Raw genomic sequence first — 15,774 nt, forward strand, 5'->3', positions numbered from 1 at the left:
TGATGTATTACACTAGAAATCAAAATACTAGTGAAATGAAATTTTATACCAACATAACCTTAATTTTAGTGTGTATTTTTAGTATCAGTTGTAATCAAAAGCCTGAAAAAGTTAACACTAACAATACTAAAGTTGTTGCAGCTACAGCTGAAATCGTTACAAAAGAACCAGTTAAAATTTCTAAAAATCAAATAGTTGGCACGTACTATGTAGATCGTTTTTATAGCTATTTAAAAAGTGGATTTGAATTGAAAATCAATAAACCAACAGATTATTTTACATTATATACTTTTGATTTTAAACAGAACGGAGACATCATTTTTAAAGACTTAACTGAATTCTACGGTTGTGGAAATGGAGTCATGTCTATCAAAAAAGGCACATGGAAAGTGAATGCTGACGGAAGCTACAAATTAATATTTGATGGTGAATATGCATTTGAATCAAAATTTCACTCAGAATCTACATACAAATTGACAACACTAAAAAATGGAAACATTAAGATGAAGTTAAATAAAGTTATTACCAACAAAAAAATAACTTCTTGGAACTGATAAATGCATTTTAATATTTCTACAGCTAAATAAAATGTTCTTCAAAAACTAGTGCAAAATTGTATAGAGAAACAACTTTATACAATTTACCCAAAAATCATTCGGGAAAAACACCTATTCAAGTCCTAATTCTTTTAGTCTCAATAATTCAGGACATCAAAAATTACGGTTAAGCATATGTTTGTATTGTTATGAATTCAAAATAATAATACTCATGAAAAAACATATACTCATATTAATTTTCATCATTGCATTTGCTATAAATGCACAAGGAACAACACGATTTGTAACTCCATCAGGAGCAGGAACTTTAGACGGAACAAGCTGGGCAAATGCGTATCCAGGCACTTCACTACAAATAGCCATTGACGCATCAAGCGCTACTGATGAAGTTTGGGTTGCAGCAGGTACATATTATACGACAACAACAACAAATAGAACTATTTCATTTAGCATGAGAAATGGTGTCACTATTTATGGAAGTTTTGTTGGTACAGAAACACTACTATCACAAAGAACATTAACAAATGGTTTAACTAGCATACTAAGTGGCGAAATTGGAGCTGCAGGAATAGCCGATAATAGCTATAAAGTAATCTACAACCAACAACTAAATGATACTGCTATTATAGATGGTTTTATAGTGGAAGCCGCAAATGATAATAGAAGCCCGACAAATGCAGGAAATGGATTAGGTGGCGGAATGTACAATCATGGATTTAATGGTGGTTTTTGTCATCCGATTGTTCGAAATTGTTTGTTTAGACAAAATACGGCTTCATTTGGTTCAGGAGCTTTCAATAATGGATACAATGGAGGAAATACGTTACCAACGTTCATTAATTGTGTGTTCTCTCAAAATCACGCCTTAATTGCAGCTGGAGGAATGGACAGCTATGCCGTTGCTGGAGGAACGGCAAGTCCAACAGTAATTAATTCTATTTTTTATGAAAATACGTCTGCTGAAAATGTTGGAGCAATGTATGCTTGGGGCGGCGGAAACGGAAACTGTCATCCTGTATTAATCAATTGTGCATTTATAAATAATATGGCGCTAAATGGATATGGAGGCGCTTTCATAGCAGATAATTTAGATCCAAGTGGCGGTGGATCATCTGGTTCATGTACTGTTACGCTACAAAATTGTATTCTTTGGAACAATACTGCAACAGGAGTTAGTCCACAGTTTTATGTGAGAGGTACTGGCGCACAAGTCATAGCAACCTATTCAAACATTGACCTTACGGGACAAAGTGCTCCACATGTAATTTCTGGAGCTGGAACAGGAAATATTGATATAAACCCTTTGTTTTTAGACATTGCATCGGGCGCTGGCGTAGATGGAATTTGGATGACAGCTGATGATGGATTGCAATTGCAAAATACATCTTCATGTATTGATGCTGGTGATAACACAGGAGTTGCTGCAATAGATATACTTTCAAACAATAGAATATTCAATACTACGGTAGATATGGGAGCGTATGAATTTGATTCCTCAACTTTAGGCATCGAAAACAATGAGTTAAATGTAGACATAATGTTGTATCCAAATCCAACAAGTGATAGCATCAATCTTACATTTAACAATTCAGAAATTGACACTATTGAATTATCTCTGTTCGACATCAATGGCCGATTGGTTAAAACCATTGCTAAAGGTCAAAAAACAACAGGAACATTCAATCATAAAATTGAGTTGTCGCAACAACCATCTGGAGTTTACTTCCTAGCAATTCAAACAACAAAAGGAAAATATGTTCATAAAGTTATACGAAACTAATAGTTAACTTCTCTACTTTCTATGAGCTTTGGTTTCCTTGTAATTACACTTCTTTACGGGAAACCACATTTTATATGTCTGAGTTTTGTTTTACTTTTATGTGAAATAACAAGAACTTTATATAAAAGTTTTGTATAAACATACGTTATGCAAAAGTTAAAAGAAACATTCAGCGTCTTTATTATAATTCTGATTTTAGTATCAGTATTTTCATGTAAATCAATATTTAACACCAACTCTAAAAGTGGAAAAATAGGTTCATCAGATTACTATATTTTAAAATTTGAGCCGAATGAAACTTATCCTATTTTTGAAAATGCTCAACCGACAGAATTATCAAACTCTGAAATTATGAAAATTGAATATCTCATAAAATGGCAAATCGAAAAAACAGCAGCTGAATATAAAACTGAATCAAAATTACTCAAAACTGATTATAACTATAACAGACAATATATTGCAGCAATAAATGAACAAGGTGAAAAACTGATATGGATTAACTTTTTCTGTGACGAAGATAATCATGGAGATTTCTATAATCTTAAAAAAGAAAAAGTTGATGTGGCTGATGGAGGAATATGTTACTTTAAAATGAAAATAAACCTAGATAAAGAAGAAATAATTAGTTACAGTCCTAATGTTTACGGCTGAAAATAAAAAACCATTGCATAACAAAGTGTATAATTTATTACTAGTTCTAGCCTACTTACGAAAATCCTTGCGGATTTTCTATTTGGTTTGTATTTGCTAAATTAGTTGCTTAAACAACATAACTAATCTTATACAAACACATTGTAGCTCATTAAAAAATGGAGAAAGAATACGGAAATTGGAGAGAATGGATTACAGAAAGGTTTAGTAATACTGAACTTTACTCAATAAAAATTGACGCCGAAAATATTAAGTATGTAATTCTCTCAACTAATCCCGCTATTCAATCACAAATATCTTTTCATTTTATGCGACCAGATGATGATGAAACTTTATATGACATTCATTTCGGTGGAATAGATGAAACAGAAAATAACATTTGGCTTTCTCACTTTACTACAGACCCCACGCTAGCGCGAGTTTGCAACTCGTGCCGATAAACAAACTAAAATAATTCGAACATTATTGTCAATATAAATTTCTTGCTTCACAGGAATGATAAATCAAGTTTGCTTCGCAATTCACAAAAACCTACTTTTGAATTGATGAATCAGAATGTATTACAAACTCCTATAAATTACCTTAAAGGCGTTGACTGTAATATCCCGAAATGACTAAAATTAAATATGAAAGAAGCAAACTCATTTGAAGAATTTGAAAAGGTTAAAAAACGTAGAAGAAAACTACTTCCATGGTGGATTAAAGTATTTTGTTGGATTTTTATGCTATTCGGTTTTATGTCATTTGTTTGCTTAATTCTTGGATTCACAAACATAAAACCAGATTTAGCTTTTTATGGATTTGAATCAAGTGAACCGTTCTCAATAAATGGGTTAATTGTGATTTCTCTTGGGCTTTTAAAAGGGTTCACAGCTTTCTCACTATGGTTTGAAAAAGATATCGCCATTAAAATTGGAAAAATAGATGCAATAATCGGAATTGTTCTTTGTGGAGTGTCTATGTTCATTTTACCACTTTTCCAGGATATTTTTTTCCTTGTAATTAGATTAGAAATAATATTATTAATTCCCTTTTTAATTAAACTAAGTAAGATTCAAAAAGAATGGGAAGGAGCAAATTAAGAATAATCCTATAGTTAATACCACACTAGCGCTAGTTTGCATCTCGTGCCAACAAACAAGCTAAAACAATTTATATATTCATAGCCAAAAATAGATAGCTAGATTTTCAGATTGGAAATGTAAAGCCTGTTTTGTTTTTAAATCACTTCTCTATACAAATTTGTTTCACAAATTTACTCGAAGTGACGTTTTCAATCTTTAAATCATTTAATTTTTCAATCAATTATCTTACTTTTGAATTGATGAATCAAAATGTATTACAAACTCCTATAGATTACTTGAAAGGCGTTGGTCCTAACCGTGCCGATTTGCTTCGTAAGGAGTTGGGAATACATACGTATCAGGATTTTATCAACCTATTTCCTAATCGTTATATTGATAAAACCCGTTATTTTAAAATTAACGAATTACAACGAAATGCTTCTGAAATTCAAGTCATTGGAAAAATTGTCCATATCAAAATGGTGCAACAAAAACGCGGCAAACGCTTAGTTGGAACATTTACAGATGGAACTGGCGAAATGGAACTCATTTGGTTTCGCGGTCACAAATGGATAAAAGACAGTTTAAAGCTAAATACAACGTATGTAATCTTCGGTAAAACGAGTTGGTACAACGGAACGTTCTCCATGCCACATCCAGAAATGGAATTACAACAAGAACATGAGCAAAGCTTACGAACTGCCATGCAACCTGTATATCCATCAACGGAAAAACTCAGTAACAAAGGCATTACAAATAGAGTCGTTAATAAATTGATGCAGCAACTATTTATAGAATCGCGCACGCAGTTTTATGAAACCTTGCCTCCTACTATTCTCGGAGAACTCAAACTGATTTCAAAAAGTGAAGCGTTATTCAACATTCACTTTCCGAAAAGTCAAGAATTATTAGCAAAAGCGCAATATCGATTAAAGTTTGAAGAACTTTTTTACATTCAAATACAACTCATTACCAAAAACCTCATCCATAAAAGTAAGATTAAAGGATTTCCGTTTGATCAAGTTGGTGAAAAATTTAATGATTTCTATGCGAATCATTTACCGTTTGAATTGACAAATGCGCAAAAACGTGTTATTAAGGAAATTCGAAACGATTTAGGTAGCAATGCACAAATGAATCGACTGCTACAAGGAGATGTTGGTTCTGGAAAAACCATCGTTGCGTTGATGGCAATGTTATTAGCGATTGACAATGATTTTCAAGCGTGTATTATGGCGCCAACGGAGATTTTGGCAATTCAGCATTACAATGGAATGCAAGAGTTAGTAGCACCATTAGGATTAAACATAAAACTCTTAACAGGTTCGGTAAAGACGAAAGACAGACGCGTGATTCACGAAATGCTGGAAGACGGTTCATTGCACATTCTCATTGGAACACATGCGGTTTTGGAAGATAAAGTAAAATTCAAAAATCTTGGTTTAGCAATTATAGATGAACAACATCGTTTTGGTGTCGCGCAACGTGCAAAACTCTGGCACAAAAATACGTTTCCACCACATATTCTAGTCATGACTGCTACACCGATTCCGAGAACGCTTGCCATGAGTTTATATGGCGATTTGGATGTTTCTGTGATTGATGAATTGCCGCCAGGAAGAAAAGCGATTAAAACCGTGCATCGTTACGATAGCAATCGATTGAAGGTGTTTAAGTTTATTCGTGATGAAATTACAAAAGGAAGGCAAATTTACATTGTATATCCACTAATTCAAGAATCGGAACAATTGGATTATAAAGATTTAATGGACGGTTACGAAAGTATTTCCAGAGAATTTCCTATGCCAGATTATCAAATTTCTATTGTTCATGGAAAAATGAAACCTGCTGATAAAGATTTTGAAATGAATCGTTTTATCAAAGGTGAAACGCAGATTATGGTAGCAACAACAGTAATTGAAGTTGGAGTGAATGTTCCAAATGCATCCGTAATGATTGTTGAAAGTTCCGAACGTTTTGGATTGTCACAATTGCATCAGTTGCGTGGTCGTGTTGGTCGCGGTGCCGAACAGAGTTTTTGTATCTTAATGTCGAGTCACAAACTAAGTGCAGACGGAAAAACACGTTTACAAACGATGGTTCAAACGAGTGATGGTTTTGAAATTGCAGAAGTCGATTTGAAACTTCGTGGTCCAGGAAACATTATGGGAACGCAACAAAGTGGTGTTTTAAACCTAAAAATTGCAGATATTGTAAAAGACAATGATATTCTAAAAATAGCTCGTTATTACGCGCAACAAGTCTTAAAAGCTGATCCAAGTTTAGTTATGGAAGAACACAAAGCCGTTCGCTACACGTATGCACAATTGGTAAAACACAAAAATATTTGGAATTATATTAGTTAGATTTGAGACCGCTGACGCTGTTAGATATTAGAGCGCTTTGCTTTTAGACTAGCTTTGCTCTTGGAGTTTTGGTACTCTCACTTTTATTATTAAATAATAACTGCGTCAAGCTGAACTTGATTCAGCTTCACATTAGAGTAAGCATAACATGCAGACACACTAACTAAAAATAATTCGTGAATTCGTGGCAAAAAGCAATTAATCATATTCCATTAAAATTGTGTACTTTTAATCAAACCAATTATCAACCAAAACAATACAATATGAAATTAGGTGCATTTTCGGTGAGTCTTACCGTAAAAGATATTCACGTTTCCAAAGCTTTTTATGAGAATTTAGGTTTTTCTGTTTTTCATGGAGAAATAGACCAAAACTGGCTTATCATGAAGAATGAACAAATCGTTATTGGATTGTTTCAAGGTATGTTTGATACTAATATTTTGACATTTAATCCAGGTTGGACACAAGGTGCACAGCCATTAGAATCATTCACAGATATTAGAGATATTCAGAAAGAATTGAAAAGTAAGGATTTTGAATTTTCTACCGAAGCTGATGAAAGTACTTCTGGACCTGCAAGCTTTGTTATTAAAGATCCTGATGGAAATGTAATTTTGATGGATCAGCATGTGTAATAGTAGATCGCTTACGCTATTAGAAGTGAGATTTTAGATCGCTTCGCTATTAGATGATCTCAAATTTCTTTGAAACTTTCGAAAAATATAAAACTAAAAAAGCGCCTATTGTTACAATAGACGCTTTTTTTATATGATGAATGACGGTGGAATTTCCCATTCACATAGCAATTTTTTTATTAATTGATACTTTCTCCTTTATTCGCTTTATCTAAGTTTGCTTGCACTCTACTTTTACTAGCTGCATTTGGTGCATTAGCTAATGCTTTTTTCAAGTGTTTTGCTGCAGATTTATGATCTCCTTTTGCAGAATATGCTCTTGCCATTCCGTAATGAACTGGCCAAGTATCTTTGTTGTTTTTCACATTATACTTAAAGACTTCCATAGCTTTGTCCTTCATTCCTAAAGTCAATAACTGACGTCCATATTGGTGAATTTCAAAAACTGTTGCGCTTGGCAATACACTATCCATTGCAGCTACAGCTTCTTCATTTTTATTTTGCTTCATCAAAATGGCTGCTTTAATTTGTGTATTGTTAAAAGTTTGCTTGCTGTAAAACTGTCCTGCAATTGCATTGTTAATCCAAGTTAATGCTTCATCTAAATCGCCTCCATTATTTAAAGCATAATTTGCAGCTTGTTCCCAAGTTTGTCGATTGAATCCAGGTTGATCTTGCATTTTCTTACGAATGTCAGTCATTACAATGCTAGCTACATCTACTTCAATAGTGAATGGAATTGCTTTTTTTTCCCATTGCAATGCCAACGTTGTTGAATTTGGATTAACTTCAATAAAATCAAACGTTAATAATTCTTCATGTGGAATTTCTTTCGATTGAACATCTACGCGCAATGCATCTTCCGACGACTCATAAAAATAACTTCCCCAAGAGTTACTGTTATTAGAAAAAATAACGGTTACGCTACCATTTTCTTTGATTTCCATATGCAAACCATATGTTCCTGCTTTAATTTTTTTCCCTTCAACCTTTACATCGTTAGAGAATGTAATTATTGTGTTTTCATCAGCTCCAGCACGCCAAGGTGATGATGTAGATGTTCCAAATCCGAGATTGTTCATTCCGTAAGGAACTAATTTTCCCCAAATTTCACGACCACGAACGCTTGGTCGCGCATAGGTAACACTAATATCTGAGATTCCGACAGTTTGTGAAACTGTTGATTTTTGACTTCCACGAGGTGTGTTTATTTGTGCAAAGGCTGTTGTGCTTAGGGTTAAGAACATTAAAACAGCCACACATGCAATGTGTGTAATTTTTAATTTCATACTATTAGGTGTTAGTTAGTAAAGTTTATGGAAACAAGGTAAGTTTTCAAACAAAGTATACTTGTTATAGCTTTGTTAATGTTAACCTAGTTTATGTTAATTAACATTTGTAAGAGTTTACAAAACTAATCAATACGTTTATTACGTGAATGAACTATGATTGTATCATTTTTGATCTTTAAGAACAGTTATCGGTGTGTTCTCAACTCCGGCATAAAAAACTATGATTTCCGCAGGTTCGTTACCTTCATTTTCGCCATAATGCCATGCATTTACGATCTCTACAATAGGTTCACCAGCTTTTAGGTGTAATGTATTATTAGCTTCACTAATTACCGTTAATTCTCCTTTTAATAAAACACCTGCATTAATTACAGGATGTTTATGCCAATTCAATTTTGTTTTTGGCGGAATCACAATTTTTAAAATTGTTACTTCAGGATTTCCTTCAGGATACTTTGGTAATGGCGCATCATTCCAACTTTTTGTTGACTTGGTGAGTGTCGTTACCTCTATTTTATTGTTTATATTCGGTTTACAAGCAATGAATAGCATGAATATGAGCGAAAATAATACTAGTGGTTTGTTCATTTTGAAATGATTGGTTCATTTGTTCAATCTACTAATTTAACAAATAAAAATCGAGTAAAAAACCTATATAGATTTCCTACTCGATTTGAGTTATTAATTTGTTTTAGAAATTACTGCTTTATCATTTTTTTCTTCTTACGACAATAATAATTACAATTACGATGATTACAATTACGATAATGATAATGATCGGTTTGTAAACTTCAATTTGATGATCAATGTCGAGCTTCGTAGTACTAGAAGTGGTCGTACTTCCATTATTTGCGGCATTGACTATAGCTGTTGAGTCCGCATATCGCTGTACTAATTCTTCTAGCTTTTTATCTAATTTTGCTTTGGATGACATAAAATCATCGTAACATATTAATTTTACGGTTGTGTTTCCTTCGTACCAAGATCGACCATTAAACATACCATTTCCATTAACTTTTGCTCTATGTTCAATGGTAGCATGAGAAGCCTCAATAGTGTTTTGAATTCGCTCATAATCATCGTATTTACTGTCTAATGTGGCTTTTAAGCCTAAATAATCTGTTCCTTTAATATTTAAATTTACTGCTAAATTGTCTGCGCTACTAAATGAATCATTCATTTCTTGCGTAGAGATAAATCGACTTGCACCTTGTACAAAGCTTACAGAATGTTGCACTGGGCCATTTCGCTTCACTACATTTAATGTGTAATCTGCAATTACACAATTTGGCGGTGCATTGTATACAGCAATATCACTTTTTGATTTGTTTTTATTCCAATTTTTAGGTGTTTCAATTCTAATTGGAGTTTTACCCGTAACGGTAGTAGTTGTTTGTCCAATTAATACATTACTTGCTAGAAGCATACAGATTGCTAAGAATACGTAATTTTTTTTCATTTCGTTTTGTTTTAATGTTTTACAAATGTGTTTTTAATTTTATTTTAAAATTTTAGAATCATCAAACCTTCTATATTAGTTTGATATTTCATGTTTCAAATGTAGATTGATAAAACCTTGAAACGAATAACGACCTGATTATCAGTAGATTTGATTACATAAATAGAATATCTAGTTCAATGAAGAGTATGTATATATCATAATCGTGAATATTTTGAAATCAAAAAAGCCTCTCACAATGGAAAGGCTTTCTTCGTATAAATTTATTTTATATTGTTATATTGTCTTTTTCATGTTTCACATAATACTTCTTCATTTTCTTAATTCATCAAAAACTTTTGTACTTACCCAATAAATATCTTGATTACTTGTATAGAAAAAATACTTCCCATCATTTGAGACAAACGGACATAGTTCATGACCTTTTGTATTTATCTTGTTGCCCATATTGATAGACTTTGTCCAAGTTCCATCTTCATTTTTAAAACTTATGTACAAATCTCCTCTACCCAATCCGTCTGGGCGTCTTGCACAAAAAATAATATAGGTTTCTTTTGGATCTATAAAAACATCTGCTTCATAATATTTTGTATTGATAGCTTCACTGAGAACTATTGCTTTTTGAAATTTTCCATCTACATATTTTGAATAATAAATATCAAAACTTTGCTGTCTGTTTTCAGAATTACGCTTGTTTGATGAAAAATACATGGTACCACTTTCTGTGAATGAAATATAGTATTCATCATTTTTTGTGTTGATATTTGAACCTGCATTGATTGGTTCTGACCATTTTTTACCTATTTTTTCTACATACCAAATGTCATGATCATTTTTAGAACTTTCACCATCTAACGAACGCTGTGAGATAAAATACAATCGCTTTTCATCAGGAGATAAAAACGGATCGTTAAAACCATACTTTTTATTTGATAAGATGATTTTCGGTGTTGTCCATTTGTTATTTACAAGTTCCGTAAACCGAATTTCTGAATTTCCGCCTACATCAACTCCATAGTAAAATGCAGTCGCATCTTTATTAAATACTGAACCAAATTCATATTCCGTTTTTTTAGAAATTAAATCAGACGCAAATATTTCAGGTGTTGTTGATGGTGGTTTTTGCTGTAAATATTTGAGGTTATTAGCTGTATTCTGTGAAAACCCTAAATAGGTAATACAACAACAGAAAAAAAGATAGTTGAATCGTATATGCATATAGGTTGTTTTTTTGATTGATAATTAAAACTATATGAATATGAACTAAAATCAAAAGTTTTTATTGCCTTTAACATTCTCATAATCAATATATTTTAAACAAAAAAAAGCCTTTCGCTACGGAAAGGCTTTCTTAATACTAATTTATGTTGATGAGTTATTTTTTGATGAATTTCTTCGTTAAAATTTCATCTCCATCATTTACTTGTAAAATGTAGATTCCTGCTTTTAGGTTGCTAACATTGATCGTTTTGTTGCTTAGTGTTCCAACTTTTACTAGTTGTCCTAACATTGAATGAATTTGATATGAAGCGTTTTCTTCAGCAAAGATTCTAACTTCTAATTGATTCACTGCTGGATTCGGATATATTGTAAATCCTTCTTCAATCAATATGTTTTCTTCTTCTGGGGAACGAGAAAGTAATGTTATATCGGTTTTTGTTGGTTCTGAGTACATTCTCGCGGAAGCGTTTACAATACCAGTAATTGTAACCTGATCTATGTAAATTTGATCTGCATTTGAAGAAGCATCAGCTTGAAATCTGAACTTCGCATTACTCACAAAGTTATAGCTTGCTTTGCTCAATGTTACTTTTGAACTAAAGAAGTTATTGTTTTGAAAATCTGTTCCGCTTACATACGCACGAACCGTTTGCCAGCTGGAACCATTGTGGTAACGCAACCAGAAATCTTCGCCTGTTTCCATACTATACGAATAAAAATAGAATTCTACTTCTACTTCATCATATGCAGCAACATCTACATCATTTAATGTCATTGATGAAGCTGTTCCAGAGTTATCACGAATACGCATAGATCTGCTTCCTTCGTACGATCTGCTTCCAGAGTAACGATAACAATCGCCGCCGCCATCAACCCAACCGTCTAAGCCAGATTCGAAGAAACCTTCATGTAAAACTGTTGTACTTCCTGGAGTTCCACCAGTATTTCCGCCACCATTTACGGTATGTGTTCCTAGGTTATTTGTTGTATCTGTAGCAAATTCTTCCCATTCTGCTTCTGTGTAGGATGCATTTGGACTTGTAACACTCGCTTTTCTTCTTAAAGTAACGTTTTGTGCAAAGTTAGAACTTCCACCATTGAAATTTCCAATAATATCAATCAAGACATTGTTTTTGAATAATCCAATTGGATCATTTCCATTAAAAGTCGCTACTGCTCCACCAGTTGTTACATCAGCTTCATTTTGTATTGAAGAGTTTGCTGAACTGTTTGCTATTACATATACATTTCCATTTCCTAGATTTCCAGATAATGCATATGGTGAAGACCAACTTCCAGCACCATTGGTTTGTTTTTTAATTGTATAACTAGATAAGCTTACAGAACTTCCAGTGAAATTTGCAATTTCTAAGGCTTTGTTATTTGACGAACCTTCAATGTATTCTGAAAAGAATAATTCGTCTGTGCTTCCGCCGCCAGTTCCAGGATCAACAGGATCAGTTCCGCCATTTCCAAATTTGTCTTCAGCTTGTTGTCCGCCCCAAATTTGAGTTGCAAACGCAGGATTGTCAATAAAAGGGTTTCTATTTCCTTGAATTCCAGCAATGATATCATTACGACTTGATTCAAACGCAGAAACCGGATCGTCAACATTCCATTGTAAAAATAAATCAATCATATTGTTATCACTACTTACAGAGCTTCCTGTTCCAACGAATGTTGGTAAACAACGATTTCCGTAACGGATATACATAAACATAATCATTCGGGCAACATCGCCTTTCCATTCATCTCCAGGATACCAATCGCCATTTGAATTTATAAATCCAGCCGAGCCGCTTCCTGTTCCAAATTTACGGTTGTTACGTGTAGAGTTTTGTTGTGTATCACATGGACGTAAGTTATGCGCATCTGCACCAGCTCCTGAAGTTCCTAAATCAGGATTTGCTAACGATTTTGCAAATACATGTTCTCTGTTCCAATCGCCAACACTTCCACCATGCTGAAATTTGTCACGTGTTCTATCTGTTTTAAAAACTCCATCAGTATCATTGTGTCCATAAATCAAAAGTACATCTGAGTTATTACTTGGATTTACATCCGATTGTTCTAAGGCATTCCAAACGCCTGGTGTGTATGATAAAAAAGTAGTGTGTGTGGAAATGACTTTGGTTGCTAGTTCATCTTTTAAGTTGTTTCCTGATTGTGATAAGTTCACATCATTATAATACGATGGAATCTGTGCATACGCTGTGACACTTACGGCTAAAAATAGCCAGAGTAAAAGTTTTTTCATGTGTTGTATTTTGGTTAGGTTTATTAGTTTGAAACGATGCGCAAAACATTTCTTAGCCTATAAAACAAATCTATTGGTTATATATCAAAAAAAAACGCCTTAATTCCCAAAGGAAGTAAGACGTGATCGTTGTAAATTATTTGATAAAATAATTAGTGTTTTTCGTTTTAGCCGGTAAAAATGTCGTTTGCATAGTTTCTCTTTCTACACTTTAAAAATAGGTAGGTTTTAGGAACTATACTAGTAATTTTATGTTAACAAATTGTTGGTTTTTTATTTCTACGTTTATCCCTTACGAATCAGCTACTTAAACCGTACTTTTTATTCGTTTTTAAGCTCAGAAACAAAGTTTTCAAAATCTTTTTTGAAGGCAATATATTTATCTCCAGTTGCAGGCCCATTAAAACCTGTATGAATGCGTCGGACTTTTCCTTTTTTATCTATAAAAATAGTCGTCGGATATGATAATACATGATTCAACATTGGTAATTTTTCTTGTGCTTTTTTCTTATCGGAAGTTCCAAATTGTGCCAATACGATTGGATATGGAATATTGAGACGTTTTTGTAAACGCTTAATATTTGCAAACGCCTTTTCTTTCGTCTTTATATATTCGAAAGCTACCGCAATAAATTTCACATCAGAATTATTTTTTGCATAACCAGCATAGTATGTTGATTCATCCAAACAGTTTGGACACCAAGTTCCCATAATTTGTACAATTCGTACTTTTCCTTTTAAATTGTCATCCGTAAGTGAAATGTTTTTTCCTGTTGTATCAGGAAATGAAAAATTGAACTCATCATATCCTTCTTTTATATACGTTAAGCTTTTTGCATCTGGTAATTCGTATGTTTCGTTTCGCTTTGCTGTAAATGGTTCTTTCCAATGATTTCCTGATTGAAATTCTCCAACCATTGTACTATCTGTAACCGTTGCTGTGAATAGAAACGCATGTGCGCCATCAAACGCAGATAGTTGCAATTGATCACCACTTAGTGTTCCTTCCAAATAGCGATAATCGCCTGTAGTGGTTCTAAATGTTCCTGTGACTATATTTCCGTTTTGTTTAAAAATTCCTTTCGCAATATATCGATCTGCTTCAATTTCTGGACTAAACACAGTTTCCCAGTTCCCTGTAATCATTGCTTTTGTAGCATTTGAAGTTTCTGGAAAGCGTTTTGTTTCCCCAAAAGTAGCCGTAAACGGAACGTATCTGTCTAAAGAAACTTTGATGAATTCGCCTTTAATTGTATTCTCATCTGTAAATTTTCCTTTTAAAACACCTTCATACACGTTCATTTTAATTGTGATAGAATCGTTTTTTATGCTAATATCATCCACAGAAATACGTTCTTCAGCATTGTGAATTTCAATTCCTTTTTTGGTGGTGGTAAATATGAATGGTAATTCTTTTGAATCTTGAACCGTTAAAGCAACGCGCCAAGAACCACCTTTTAATGAGAATACTTCTTTTTTAGCTTCTTTTTGCCCGCAGGACACTAGCAGGATTCCTAAGAAAAGTATATATATTTTTTGCATGTATTTGATTTTATGATATTGTCATTGAACGTTAGTTCGCACAATCGTCTACAAATTACAATAAAATGTGTGATCATTTTATATTGAAACAGAATTCAATTAATTTTAAAGAAACTACTTCCAAAAAGCATCGTGCGTATAAAAATTAATTTGGTACTATATTTGAGGATTGTATTTAACACAAACCATCATTAAAATTAGAATCAACTATGAGACATATTATATTGTTTTTATTGATAATCTCTTCTTTTTCTTGCTCTAATGAAATAGAAAAAATAAAAACCGAGAATGCTGAGTTAAATGCTACTATAAATTCCCTTCATTACAAATTAGATTCATTACAAAGTTTACCAAGTGTTCAATTTGAAAGTATCATTTCTAAAGATATTTCGCTAGATTCTTTACGGGCTAAATCTACTAGTGATTATATTTTACCTATACATCAAAATGAACTAAAAACAACAGATTCTATTCTTACTTTGGAATATTTAAATTTTTCTAAAAAATATCCAAATTCATATTTTTCAATGTATGCAATTGATCGAATTAGAAGTATTAGAGAGAAAAAAAGAATACTAAAAGTACATCAATTAGTAGGAAAATGGAATTGGGAAACAAAAACAAATTTGATGATTCCATTTAAAGGACAACTCAATGAGTACATAGAATTTGATAAAAATAACACCGTAAAATTCTTTAAAAATGGGCATTTAGTTTCTGAAGAGAAATATACATTATTAAGAAAAAGTGCTATAGGTCATCATATTAAATTTAGCAAACGTGGAATCTATGCTATTTCAATTAAAACTAATGGATTATTAACATTAACTAAAGGAGCTGGTATTTGTATTGATTGCGGAACTGATGTATATAAAAAACTATCTAAAAACTAGAATCTAATTTAATCCATCTTTGATGCAAAGTTATTTGTCAACTTACGGCATTATCTT

General features: G+C 32.8%; 14 protein-coding genes. 8 read left to right on the forward strand and 6 right to left on the reverse strand.

Annotation, left to right across the window (positions count from 1 at the left end):
- Window positions 1-35 precede the first annotated feature (35 nt).
- From ACUUYC_RS20655 to ACUUYC_RS20685, 7 genes are all read left to right on the forward strand, one after another.
- Window positions 36-554 (forward strand): hypothetical protein, encoded by a 519-nt coding sequence (locus tag ACUUYC_RS20655; protein ID WP_474268974.1) that lies wholly within the window; start codon window positions 36-38, stop codon window positions 552-554.
- A 214-nt stretch (window positions 555-768) separates the two neighbouring features.
- The gene (locus ACUUYC_RS20660) at window positions 769-2,337 is read left to right on the forward strand and encodes a T9SS type A sorting domain-containing protein (protein ID WP_474268977.1); all 1,569 of its coding nucleotides are present in this window, start codon (window positions 769-771) and stop codon (window positions 2,335-2,337) included.
- A gap of 147 nt (window positions 2,338-2,484) precedes the next feature.
- Window positions 2,485-2,988 (forward strand): hypothetical protein, encoded by a 504-nt coding sequence (locus ACUUYC_RS20665; RefSeq protein WP_474268978.1) that lies wholly within the window; start codon window positions 2,485-2,487, stop codon window positions 2,986-2,988.
- A gap of 158 nt (window positions 2,989-3,146) precedes the next feature.
- Window positions 3,147-3,428, forward strand: a complete 282-nt coding sequence (locus ACUUYC_RS20670) for a hypothetical protein (RefSeq protein ID WP_474268980.1) — start codon at window positions 3,147-3,149, stop codon at window positions 3,426-3,428.
- A 186-nt stretch (window positions 3,429-3,614) separates the two neighbouring features.
- Window positions 3,615-4,070, forward strand: coding sequence for a hypothetical protein (locus ACUUYC_RS20675; protein WP_474268982.1), 456 nt, complete (start codon window positions 3,615-3,617; stop codon window positions 4,068-4,070).
- A gap of 242 nt (window positions 4,071-4,312) precedes the next feature.
- Window positions 4,313-6,418 (forward strand): ATP-dependent DNA helicase RecG, encoded by a 2,106-nt coding sequence (gene recG / locus ACUUYC_RS20680; protein WP_474269309.1) that lies wholly within the window; start codon window positions 4,313-4,315, stop codon window positions 6,416-6,418.
- A 263-nt stretch (window positions 6,419-6,681) separates the two neighbouring features.
- Window positions 6,682-7,053 carry a VOC family protein gene (locus ACUUYC_RS20685; RefSeq protein ID WP_474269311.1) on the forward strand — a complete coding sequence of 124 codons (372 nt, stop codon included), beginning with the start codon at window positions 6,682-6,684 and terminating at the stop codon, window positions 7,051-7,053.
- 179 nt (window positions 7,054-7,232) lie between these two features.
- On the opposite strand, the gene ACUUYC_RS20690 is transcribed toward ACUUYC_RS20685, so the two are convergent.
- The 6 genes from ACUUYC_RS20690 to ACUUYC_RS20715 all read right to left on the reverse strand — a co-directional run bounded on the left by ACUUYC_RS20690 (window position 7,233) and on the right by ACUUYC_RS20715 (window position 14,824).
- Window positions 7,233-8,342 carry a DUF2911 domain-containing protein gene (locus ACUUYC_RS20690; protein WP_474268984.1) on the reverse strand — a complete coding sequence of 370 codons (1,110 nt, stop codon included), beginning with the start codon at window positions 8,340-8,342 and terminating at the stop codon, window positions 7,233-7,235.
- A gap of 165 nt (window positions 8,343-8,507) precedes the next feature.
- Window positions 8,508-8,933 (reverse strand): cupin domain-containing protein, encoded by a 426-nt coding sequence (locus ACUUYC_RS20695; protein WP_474268986.1) that lies wholly within the window; start codon window positions 8,931-8,933, stop codon window positions 8,508-8,510.
- A gap of 121 nt (window positions 8,934-9,054) precedes the next feature.
- On the reverse strand, window positions 9,055-9,804 hold the full coding sequence (locus tag ACUUYC_RS20700; protein WP_474268987.1) for a hypothetical protein: 750 nt from the start codon (window positions 9,802-9,804) through the stop codon (window positions 9,055-9,057).
- A 312-nt stretch (window positions 9,805-10,116) separates the two neighbouring features.
- On the reverse strand, window positions 10,117-11,022 hold the full coding sequence (locus ACUUYC_RS20705; RefSeq protein ID WP_474268988.1) for a TolB-like translocation protein: 906 nt from the start codon (window positions 11,020-11,022) through the stop codon (window positions 10,117-10,119).
- Between the two features lie 157 nt (window positions 11,023-11,179).
- Window positions 11,180-13,282, reverse strand: a complete 2,103-nt coding sequence (locus ACUUYC_RS20710) for an endonuclease (protein ID WP_474268989.1) — start codon at window positions 13,280-13,282, stop codon at window positions 11,180-11,182.
- 321 nt (window positions 13,283-13,603) lie between these two features.
- The gene (locus ACUUYC_RS20715) at window positions 13,604-14,824 is read right to left on the reverse strand and encodes a TlpA family protein disulfide reductase (protein WP_474268990.1); all 1,221 of its coding nucleotides are present in this window, start codon (window positions 14,822-14,824) and stop codon (window positions 13,604-13,606) included.
- A 209-nt stretch (window positions 14,825-15,033) separates the two neighbouring features.
- Here ACUUYC_RS20715 and ACUUYC_RS20720 point away from each other — a divergent pair, with 209 nt between their 5' ends.
- Window positions 15,034-15,717, forward strand: coding sequence for a hypothetical protein (locus tag ACUUYC_RS20720; protein WP_474268992.1), 684 nt, complete (start codon window positions 15,034-15,036; stop codon window positions 15,715-15,717).
- The last annotated feature ends 57 nt before the right edge of the window (window positions 15,718-15,774 follow it).

The sequence above is a fragment of the Kordia sp. E genome (genome assembly GCF_056033805.1).

Bases quoted from the DNA above. Each gene is read 5' to 3' on its own strand.
- ACUUYC_RS20655 (WP_474268974.1), top strand. From the start codon at position 36: ATGAAATTTTATACCAACATAACCTTAATTTTAGTGTGTATTTTTAGT.
- ACUUYC_RS20660 (WP_474268977.1), top strand. From the start codon at position 769: ATGAAAAAACATATACTCATATTAATTTTCATCATTGCATTTGCTATA.
- ACUUYC_RS20665 (WP_474268978.1), top strand. From the start codon at position 2,485: ATGCAAAAGTTAAAAGAAACATTCAGCGTCTTTATTATAATTCTGATT.
- ACUUYC_RS20670 (WP_474268980.1), top strand. From the start codon at position 3,147: ATGGAGAAAGAATACGGAAATTGGAGAGAATGGATTACAGAAAGGTTT.
- ACUUYC_RS20675 (WP_474268982.1), top strand. From the start codon at position 3,615: ATGAAAGAAGCAAACTCATTTGAAGAATTTGAAAAGGTTAAAAAACGT.
- recG (WP_474269309.1), top strand. From the start codon at position 4,313: ATGAATCAAAATGTATTACAAACTCCTATAGATTACTTGAAAGGCGTT.
- ACUUYC_RS20685 (WP_474269311.1), top strand. From the start codon at position 6,682: ATGAAATTAGGTGCATTTTCGGTGAGTCTTACCGTAAAAGATATTCAC.
- ACUUYC_RS20690 (WP_474268984.1), bottom strand. From the start codon at position 8,342: ATGAAATTAAAAATTACACACATTGCATGTGTGGCTGTTTTAATGTTC.
- ACUUYC_RS20695 (WP_474268986.1), bottom strand. From the start codon at position 8,933: ATGAACAAACCACTAGTATTATTTTCGCTCATATTCATGCTATTCATT.
- ACUUYC_RS20700 (WP_474268987.1), bottom strand. From the start codon at position 9,804: ATGAAAAAAAATTACGTATTCTTAGCAATCTGTATGCTTCTAGCAAGT.
- ACUUYC_RS20705 (WP_474268988.1), bottom strand. From the start codon at position 11,022: ATGCATATACGATTCAACTATCTTTTTTTCTGTTGTTGTATTACCTAT.
- ACUUYC_RS20710 (WP_474268989.1), bottom strand. From the start codon at position 13,282: ATGAAAAAACTTTTACTCTGGCTATTTTTAGCCGTAAGTGTCACAGCG.
- ACUUYC_RS20715 (WP_474268990.1), bottom strand. From the start codon at position 14,824: ATGCAAAAAATATATATACTTTTCTTAGGAATCCTGCTAGTGTCCTGC.
- ACUUYC_RS20720 (WP_474268992.1), top strand. From the start codon at position 15,034: ATGAGACATATTATATTGTTTTTATTGATAATCTCTTCTTTTTCTTGC.